Source organism: Cellulomonas sp. NPDC057328, assembly GCF_042667215.1.
GTDB lineage: Bacteria > Actinomycetota > Actinomycetes > Actinomycetales > Cellulomonadaceae > Cellulomonas.
On sequence record NZ_JBHUZW010000167.1, the window covers coordinates 1 to 6,512 of the forward strand.

Sequence of the window (6,512 nt, forward strand, 5' to 3'; positions counted from 1 at the left end):
CAGCGCGCACGCTGCACGCGGGGCCCGGCGTCGGGGTGTGACGACGGGACGTGTCGACCGGGTGTGCCGACCGGGCGTGCCCCCGGCCGGGTCGACCCGGTCAGGCGGCCGCGACCTTGCGCGGACGCCCGCGCCCCCGCTTGGTGGGCACGACCACACCGCCGACGAAGACCTGACCGCCCCAGACCCCCCAGGGCTCGGCCCGCTCGACGGCGCCGGCCAGGCAGCCCTCGATGAGCGGGCACGTGGCGCACAGGGCCTTGGCCCGCTCCACGTCGGCCTGACGCTCGGCGAACCACAGCTCGGGGTCGTTCGACCGGCACGGGATGAGATCGGCGACCATGCGGTCGAACTGCCGGCGGTCGTCCGTCGTCGCGGTGCTGCCGGTGGGCCACGGGCCGGATCCGCCGTGGTCCACGGTGTCGAGCAGCGTCGTGAGCCGCACGATGTCCTCCTGGTGTCCTCATGGGTGAGCTGTGGTGCGTCGAGGTCGGATCGACGGGGCCGCTCACCCCGGCAGGAGCCGGAGAAATGAGAAGGCCGCGGATCCGAGTTCGGACTCCGCGGCCGTCACGCCGTGCGCGTGGGGCTTACAGAGTCCTGTGTCGCAGATCGATGCCGGACGTCGCGATGCGCCGACGGGCGGCGGGCGTCCCGGCAGCGGGCACACGACCGCCACGGAAGGTCTCAGCGGTGGGTGCGAGGGTCTGCACGTACGCGCACGTCACGTCGGCGAAGCCGGTCATCGTCATGCTCTCCATCTCTGCACCCACCTCCTTCCGGGCTCGGGTCCCGCCTCTTCGGCAGCACCTCGCGATCAAGGACGTGACCACACTAGGGGGGCGGCGTCGGGCGTCACAAGGAATTAAAAGGAAGTCGTCCGAAGAAGTTCCGGCGGGCGGCTGCGGCGCCGGGAATGCCCGGCCGCACGCCCTCGGTCAGCGGCGCGGCGTGCGTCCTCGGCCGGCGAGCACGTCCTCGCCGGCGACGACCCGCAGCAGGTCCGGTCCGTACTCCCGCAGGCGCGTCTGCCCCAGGCCGTGCACGCGCTGCAGCTCCGCCGGGCCGGTCGGCATCGCGGCGGCCAGCGCCTCCAGCGCCACGTCGGGCAGCACGCGGAACGCCGGGACGCCGCGCTCCGCCGCGACACCCGCGCGCCAGGCCCGGAGCCGGTCGAGCACGGCACGGTCGGTCTCACCGGTCGTCGCACCGGCGCCGCCGGACCGACCGGCGTCGGCCGTGCCGCCGGGGCGACCGGCACCGGGGCGGCTTCCGCCGGCGACCCACGCGCGGACGTCCGCGGCGGACGCGCGCCCGCCCCGGCCGCCCTCCCCCGCCCACAGGCCGTCGAGGAAGCGCGAGCGGCGCCGGCCGGCGCGCGAGCCCGGCGTGCGCGCCGCGGCGTACGACAGCTCGAGGTGACGGCGGGCGCGGGTGACGCCCACGTAGAGCAGCCGGCGCTCCTCGGCCACGGCGGCGTCCGTCTGCGCGAGCGAGATCGGCATGAGGCCCTCGCTCATGCCCACGAGGAAGACCGCGTCCCACTCGAGGCCCTTGGCGGCGTGCAGCGACGCGAGCGTGACACCGTCGACCGTCGGCGCGTGCTGGGCGGCCGCACGCTCGTCGAGCTCGGCGACGAGGTCGACGAGCGTGGCGCCGGGGCGCGCGGCCGCGAGGTCGTCGGCCAGGCCGACCAGTGCCTGCATCGCGTCCCACCGCTCGCGCGCGGCTCCGCGCGCCGCCGGCGGCGCCGGTGCCCAGCCGGCCGACGTCAGCACGTCGCGGGCCGTCTCGCCCAGCGGCACGCCCGGGTCGGCCGCGCGGGCGCCGCCGCGCAGGAGGACGAGCGCGTCGCGGACGTCGCGCCGGGAGAAGAAGCGTTCGCCACCGCGCACCTGGTAGCCGACGCCCGCGGCCGCGAGCGCCTGCTCGAACGCCTCCGCCTGCACGTTGGTCCGGTACAGCACGGCGATCTCGCTGGCCGGCACGCCCGACGCGATGAGCCGCGCCGCGCGGGCGGCGACGCCGGCGGCCTCCGCCTCGTCGTCGTCGTACGCCGTGAACCGCACGGGGGGCCCGTCGGGCAGCTGCGCCACGAGGTGCAGGGGTGCCGGGTCGCCGGGCCGCCGCGTGGCCGTCAGCACCCGGTTGGCGAGCCCCACCACCTGCGGCGTCGAGCGGTAGTCGCGCACGAGCCGCACCACCGTCGCCCGCGGGTGCCGGCGCGTGAACGTCATGAGGTGGTGCGGGCTGGCCCCGGCGAACGAGTAGATCGTCTGGCTGGGGTCGCCCACGACGCACAGGTCGTGCCGGCCGCCGAGCCACTGGTCGAGCAGGTGCTGCTGCAGCGGGCTGACGTCCTGGTACTCGTCCACGACGAGGTGGCGGTACTGCGCGCGGACCTCGTCGGCGACCTCGCCGCGCTGCGCCAGCATCGCGGCGAGCAGCAGGAGCACGTCCTCGAAGTCGATGACCCCGCGCTCGGCCTTCACGTCCTCGTACGCGGTGAGCATGCGCGCGACGGCCTGCGGCTCCTGGCCGGCGGGCGTCGGGCGGCGCACCGCCTCGGCCGCGCGCTGGTAGTCCTCGGCGGTGACGAGCGAGACCTTGGCCCACTCGATCTCCGACGAGAGGTCGCGCACCGAGACCCGGTCCACCGAGACGCCCACCCGGCGTCCCGCCTCCGCCACGATCGGCGCCTTCTGCTCGAGCAGCCGCGGCGGCGCACCGCCCACGACCCGCGGCCAGAAGTGCCCGAGCTGGCGCAGGGCGGCCGCGTGGAACGTGCGCGCCTGCACGCCGGCCGCGCCGAGGTCGCGCAGCCGCACGCGCATCTCCCCCGCGGCACGGGCGGTGAAGGTCACCGCCAGCACGGACGCCGGCCGGTAGACCCCCGTGCGCACGCCGTACGCGATGCGGTGCGTGATCGCCCGCGTCTTGCCGGTCCCCGCGCCGGCGAGCACGCAGACGGGCCCCGTGAGGGCGGTGGCGACCGCGCGCTGCTCGGGGTCCAGCGCGTCGAGGAGGGCGTCGGCGGACATCGCTCCCAGTGTCGCAGCCGCCACCGACAGGTCGGCGACCGGCACGTGGCGGCCCGGGTGGTGGCGCTCGTCACGGGCGGCGCGCGCCGGGGTACGCCCCTCGCGAACGTGGGCGGTCGCGGGCCGCCGCGGCTCGGCGTGCGTCGGTGCCGCGTGGCACGCTGCGGTCATGAGCGAGACGACGCCGGCCCCGGGCACCGTGACGATGTACTCCACGACGTGGTGCGGGTACTGCCACCGGCTGAAGAAGCAGATGGACTCCGCCGGCATCGCCTACGACGTGGTCGACATCGAGCAGCAGCCCGACGCCGCGGCGTTCGTCGAGTCCGTCAACGGCGGCAACCGCACCGTGCCGACGGTCCTCTTCCCCGACGGCTCCGCCGCGACCAACCCGTCGCTCGCGGAGGTCAGGGCGCGCCTGGCCGTCTGACGCCCGGTCGTCGACCGGCCCGGTCCGCGGCTCGGTCGTCGACCGGCCCGGTCCGCGGCTCGGTCGTCGACCGGCCCGGTCCGCGGCTCGGTCGTCGACCGGCCCGGTCGGCGGATCGGTCGCCGGCCGGCCTGGTGGGCCGCTCAGTCGTCGACGGGCCCGCCGAACCACTCCTCGACGAGGGCGCGGGCGATCGACGCGCGCCCCGGCAGCAGCAGCGTGCCCGCGCGCACGTCGGCGGTCAGCTCGGCGCGCGTGTACCAGCGCGCCGCGGCCATCTCCTCGCCGTCGACCGTGATGTCCGTGCGCACGGCGTGCGCGCGGTAGCCGAGCATGAGCGAGCCGGGGAACGGCCACGGCTGGCTGCCCCGGTACTCGACGCGGTCGACGACGACGTCGGTCTCCTCGCGGACCTCGCGCCGCACCGCCTGCTCCGCCGACTCCCCCGCCTCGACGAACCCGGCGAGGGTCGAGTACCGCCCCTCGGGCCACGTCGCCGCGTGCCCGAGCAGCAGTCGGTCGGCGTCGTCGACGACCGCCATGATGACCGCCGGGTCGGTGCGCGGGTAGTGCTCGGAGCCGTCGACGTCGCACACGCGGGACCAGCCGGCCTGCGCGACGCGCGTCGGCGCGCCGCAGCGGGGGCACCGCGGGTGCCGGTCGTGCCACGCGTCGAGCGCGACGGCCGTGGTCGCGAGGCCCGCGTCGCGGGCGTCGAGCGCCGCGCCGACGACGCGCAGCGACGTCCAGCCGTCGTCGGGGTCGCTGCCGCGCCGCGCAGGGCCGGCGTGCGTGGCGCCTCCGGCGTGCACGGCCGCGTCGGCGGGGGCGCCGCCCGCCGGCAGGGGCGCGCGGTCGGGCAGGCGCAGCGCGAGGACGCGTGCGCCGTCGTCCTCCGCGCCGAGCAGGAGCCACGCGTCGGCGGGCGCGCCGTCGGCACCGAGCACCGCGGCGGCCTCCGCCTGCGCCTCGTCGGCCGTGTACCAGCGCACGCGTGCGGCGCCGTCCGTGCGGACGCCGCCGTCCCGCACCACGAGGACCTGCGTGCGGGGGTCGGCGAGTGCGGCGGGCACCGCGTCCGGGGCCGTGCGCAGCAGCGCCGCGCGGTCCGTGCGGCTGCGGGCGAGCGGGAGGTCGGCGAGGAGGTCGGGCGTCACCCCGTCACGCTACGCGCGGCGCGAGACGGTCGCCGGGCGTGCCGACGGGGTCCGCGGGTGCGCACGGCGGACGAATCGGACGTCCAACACGCCCGGGCGGCGCCACGGCGGACCGGCCCCGCCCGCCTACGCTGGCGGCGTGAGCCGTTCGCCCCTCGCCCTCGCCGCCCTCGCGACCGTCGCGATCCCCGGCCTCGACGCGTACGACGTGCGTCGGCCCGCCGCCGCGGGCAACGACTTCGACGTGGCCGTGGTCGTCGACTCCGTGCGTCGGCGCTGGGTGGTCCGGGCACCGCAGCACGCCGGTGCGGGCGCCGCGCTCGAGGCGGAGGTGGCGCTGCTCGACGCCCTGGCGCCGCACGTCGACGAGGGCCGGCTGCCGTTCGTCGTGCCGCGGCCGGCGGGCTTCGCGCACCTGCCCGAGGGCGGCCGGGCGTGCGTCCACCGCGAGGTCGTCGGCCAGCCGCTGCGGCTCGAGACGCTCCGCCCCGGCCCCGGCCTGGCGGCGTCCGTCGGCCGTGCCGTCGCGGCGGTGCACGAGCTGCCGACGGCCGTGGTCGAGGACGCCGGCCTGCCCGTGTACGACGCGGCCGGGTACCGCGAGCGGCGCCAGGCCGAGGTCGACGAGGCCGCCCGGACGGGCCTGGTCCCGCCGACGCTCCTGCGCCGGTGGGAGGAGATGCTCGAGGACGTCGCGCTGTGGCGCTTCCGCCCGACCGTCGTCCACGGCGACCTCACGAGCGCGCACGTGCTCGTCGCCGAGGGCGCGGTCGCGGGGGTGCTCGACTGGGGCGGCGCGATGGTCGCCGACCCCGCGGACGACCTGTCCTGGCTGCTCGTGGCCGCGCCGCAGGACGCGGTCGAGTCGATCCTCGAGGCGTACCTGCTGCGCCGCACCGAGCTCACCGACCCGCACCTGGCGGACCGCGCGATGCTCGCGGGCGAGCTCGCGCTGGCACGGTGGCTGCTGCACGGCGTGCGCACGGGACGTCGCGACGTCGTCGACGATGCCGTCGAGATGCTCCGCGACCTCGACGAGCACACGCGCGTCGAGGACGAGGCCGCCGCGGCGCTCTGACCTCCCGGCGTCACGCACGGCCGGCACCGGCCGCGTCGGGGGCACCGGGCGACCCAGGGGTGCGTCCGGGCACGGGCGCCGCCGCGGTCAGGAGCGCCGCGATCTCGTCCTCCTCGGGCAGGCGGTCGGGCGCGACGGTGACCCCGGCGCCGACGTAGCAGAACGCCGCGCGGACGAGCGCGGGGTCCGTGCCGGTCCAGCGCGCCCACGCCAACCGGTACACGGCCAGCTGCAGGGCCCGCGAGTCCCGCTCGGCGCGGTCGGTCGGCGGCGCGCCCGTCTTCCAGTCGACGACGACGACGGCCCCGGGGACGTCCGGCCGGTCGGGGTCCGCGAACACCGCGTCGATCCGCGACCGCAGCACGTACCCGCCGACGGTCGTCTCCACGTCGACCTCGACGGCGACGGGCGTGCGGTGCGCCCACGGGGTGCGGAGGAACGCCGCGCGCAGCTCCGCCTGGTCGGCGTCCACGGGCAGCGAGTCGTCGTCGGCGCCGGGCAGGTCGTCGAGGTCGACCAGGGCCGCGCTGCCGTACCAGGCCTCCACCCAGGCGTGGAACGCGGTGCCGCGCCGCGCCTGCCGGGAGGGCTCCCGCGGGACGGGCCGGCGCAGGCCGAGCGCGAAGTCGGCCGGGTCCGCGTCGAGCCGCACCAGCGACGAGGCCGACAGGTGTGCGGGCAGGGCGACGCGCGCGCCGCCGCCGCGCCGCTCCGCCTGCTCCGCGAGCAGGCGGTCGGCCAGCGCGTCCCAGTCGTCCGGGGTGTCGTCCGCGCCGTCGTCGCCGGCGGGCCCACCGGGCCCGGGC

6 protein-coding genes are annotated in these 6,512 nt (G+C 77.7%); 2 read left to right on the forward strand and 4 right to left on the reverse strand.

Annotated features, from left to right (window positions below; genetic code table 11):
• Window positions 1–100: 100 nt before the first annotated feature.
• Together ACFUMH_RS18185 and ACFUMH_RS18190 are read right to left on the reverse strand one after the other, a co-directional pair.
• Window positions 101–445: a WhiB family transcriptional regulator gene (locus tag ACFUMH_RS18185; protein WP_378208852.1), complete on the reverse strand. Its 345-nt coding sequence runs from the start codon at window positions 443–445 to the stop codon at window positions 101–103.
• A 493-nt stretch (window positions 446–938) separates the two neighbouring features.
• Window positions 939–3,041: an ATP-dependent helicase gene (locus ACFUMH_RS18190; protein ID WP_378208854.1), complete on the reverse strand. Its 2,103-nt coding sequence runs from the start codon at window positions 3,039–3,041 to the stop codon at window positions 939–941.
• 169 nt (window positions 3,042–3,210) lie between these two features.
• Here ACFUMH_RS18190 and ACFUMH_RS18195 point away from each other — a divergent pair, with 169 nt between their 5' ends.
• Window positions 3,211–3,471: a mycoredoxin gene (locus ACFUMH_RS18195; RefSeq protein ID WP_378208856.1), complete on the forward strand. Its 261-nt coding sequence runs from the start codon at window positions 3,211–3,213 to the stop codon at window positions 3,469–3,471.
• 143 nt (window positions 3,472–3,614) lie between these two features.
• Here the strand turns inward: ACFUMH_RS18195 and nudC are convergent, their stop codons facing one another.
• Window positions 3,615–4,628, reverse strand: a complete 1,014-nt coding sequence (gene nudC, locus ACFUMH_RS18200; RefSeq protein ID WP_378208858.1) for an NAD(+) diphosphatase — start codon at window positions 4,626–4,628, stop codon at window positions 3,615–3,617.
• A 139-nt stretch (window positions 4,629–4,767) separates the two neighbouring features.
• Between nudC and ACFUMH_RS18205 the strand changes: the two genes are divergently transcribed.
• Complete coding sequence (locus ACFUMH_RS18205) at window positions 4,768–5,706, forward strand: phosphotransferase (protein ID WP_378208861.1); 939 nt, start codon at window positions 4,768–4,770, stop codon at window positions 5,704–5,706.
• A 10-nt stretch (window positions 5,707–5,716) separates the two neighbouring features.
• Here ACFUMH_RS18205 and ACFUMH_RS18210 read toward each other — a convergent pair.
• On the reverse strand, window positions 5,717–6,512 hold a 796-nt coding region (locus ACFUMH_RS18210), incomplete at its 5' end, for a RecB family exonuclease (RefSeq protein WP_378208863.1).